Genomic DNA, 2,024 nt, shown 5'->3' with positions numbered 1-2,024 from the left:
TTTGCAAGATATGGACTTCAGAACCTGATCGTTTCAGACTTAATCCGATCCATCAAATGCCGGGACTGAACACCTAAACAAACAAAATAAGTTGGCAATACCTCAGCTAGGCCTCAAACTGTCTGCCTTTGAAGTCATCCTTTGTTTGGCGTTTCAGTTTTTCAACGATGGCACTGAGAATCATGACGCGGAACTCCAATTGCAGGAGCGCTCTTTCAACAGCCAAATCTCAAGGTGTGGTTAACGCGAAAAACTTTGCAACACGCCCCGTCATCACCATCAGCGGCCCGTACTTGGCGGTCGGACCGGCGTGGTGCCCGCAAGCAAACCTTCCATAAACGTGTAGGCTTGTTTGCCGAATACCGGACAAATCTTTAGGCTTTCATCGACGGCTGCCTGAAAGTGAACACCTGCCCAGACCCGGCTCTGTCCGCAATCCTGCTCAAAAGCGGTCCATGTTGGAAAATTGAGCTTCATATCTTTCGCAGGAACCAGACCCGGTTCTATCCGCGACGAACCTGCTGCAACAGGGACCGACCAGTTGATGTCGTCGGATTGAAAAAACAGCCGCTTAAATTCGGCATGCGCCGCGCAGACACAGGCTGTGGCTGAAGGATACTCTGGGTGATCGGCCTCTTCGAGATAGGATGCCCATTCCTCAGCAGGCAGGTCCACTACAATTCCACGGCCTGGTCCTCCGAAAGCGGTCACCGTCTCGCCTGCGAAAACGTGGCGGATCGCGCTGAACGGTCGGACAGCATCATATTTATGCTTTTCTTGCCAGACGACGATGCCAGCATCGAACGCCGCGACATTAGAAAAGAAATCCGAAGCGACGTAATCGAACACGGACAGATTGGCCGCCTTGGCCGAAAACACCGTTGAAAATCCGAGACTAGAAATCTTATTGTCGAAGAACTCCGCCATGAGCTTCATTTGGTCGTCAAGCGCTGCTGATGCGTCAAGAACCTCCTGCGCTTGAGTGGTGTAAAGGTCAATCTTCGTTACATCGCTCGCAACTGGGGGTGGGAATGAAAAGGCCTGTGCATCTTCGAAAGAGAAGGGCTCAACGAGGCGATATTGGGGTGTAACAAAATTCTGTACGCGATAGATACCAGCCCCTTTTCTCTGGATATCGGGTTGCCAGCGCGATGGGTCAACAAGCTGATGGGCCGTGTTGACCGGTTGGTAACCCGTATAATCGGCAAACGGCATGGGATTGAAGCTTCGTCCCCCTGCGGTGCCGTCAGCGTTTATTCCATCATTCTGTCGTCCTTCGACAACCGCACGCGCTGCGGCATTCCCGATCCCGGCTGGTGTGGTAGTGTCCTCTGTTCGAAGTTCGGGGTCGAGACCAACATTCCTCAGCATGTCGTCCCACGTCTCGGAGCGCGTGGGAAAAAGATAGGTGAGCACACCACGGGATGCGTAAAGAATGGCTGTGTTAATGGGCGAGTTGTCGGCAGAGTTCTGGTCTGGTTGGCGGCCGAGGCGGCTGTAGACGCCCACGGCGGTTGGATGGAAGGGTGCAGCGGCCTCATACCAACCGCCGGTAATGAGTACGGTGGCGCGCAGTACAAGGCTTGGATCACTCGCGTTAGGAGAAATCTCCTCGAAAATCGCGGTGGCAGCGGCAGGGAGGACTATATCCGTAGCCGCGTTGCCATTTGCAAGATCCGAGCCCTGAGCGGGGGCCTTCATGGAGACAAACAGCGCTACAACTAAAATAAAAGTTTTTCCTGCGCTAAGAAATCCATTTTTCATGGTGAAACCCCTACAATTAGCTGGCCTGTTGGTCGGTACGTGCAATGATGGAACCAGATAGTCTCGTTAAAATAATTTTTCGTTCAAAGTATGATGCCATCCGCGGCGCTCTTCAGTAATGTTTTGTGAACTGCAGCTACATACCTCTTGGATAGAGGATCACGATGGGCACATATCCTGCTACTAGGTGTTCAGTCCCGGCATTTGATGGATCGGATTAAGTCTGAAACGATCAGGTTCTGAAGTCCATATCTTGCAAA

1 protein-coding gene and 1 pseudogene are annotated in these 2,024 nt (G+C 52.2%); both read right to left on the bottom strand.

Annotated elements, in window-relative coordinates; genetic code table 11:
* Window positions 1-109: 109 nt before the first annotated feature.
* Window positions 110-184: pseudogene (locus Q0835_RS29685) on the bottom strand (IS6 family transposase); the annotation flags it as partial.
* A gap of 95 nt (window positions 185-279) precedes the next feature.
* Window positions 280-1,764: a DUF6851 domain-containing protein gene (locus Q0835_RS29680; RefSeq protein ID WP_298967063.1), complete on the bottom strand. Its 1,485-nt coding sequence runs from the start codon at window positions 1,762-1,764 to the stop codon at window positions 280-282.
* Window positions 1,765-2,024: the final 260 nt, after the last annotated feature.

This window comes from uncultured Roseibium sp. (assembly GCF_947499295.1).
Taxonomy (GTDB): Bacteria; Pseudomonadota; Alphaproteobacteria; order Rhizobiales; family Stappiaceae; genus Roseibium.
The sequence above is the reverse complement of the archived record's forward strand: the minus strand, read 5'-3'. Positions and strand labels throughout refer to the sequence as shown.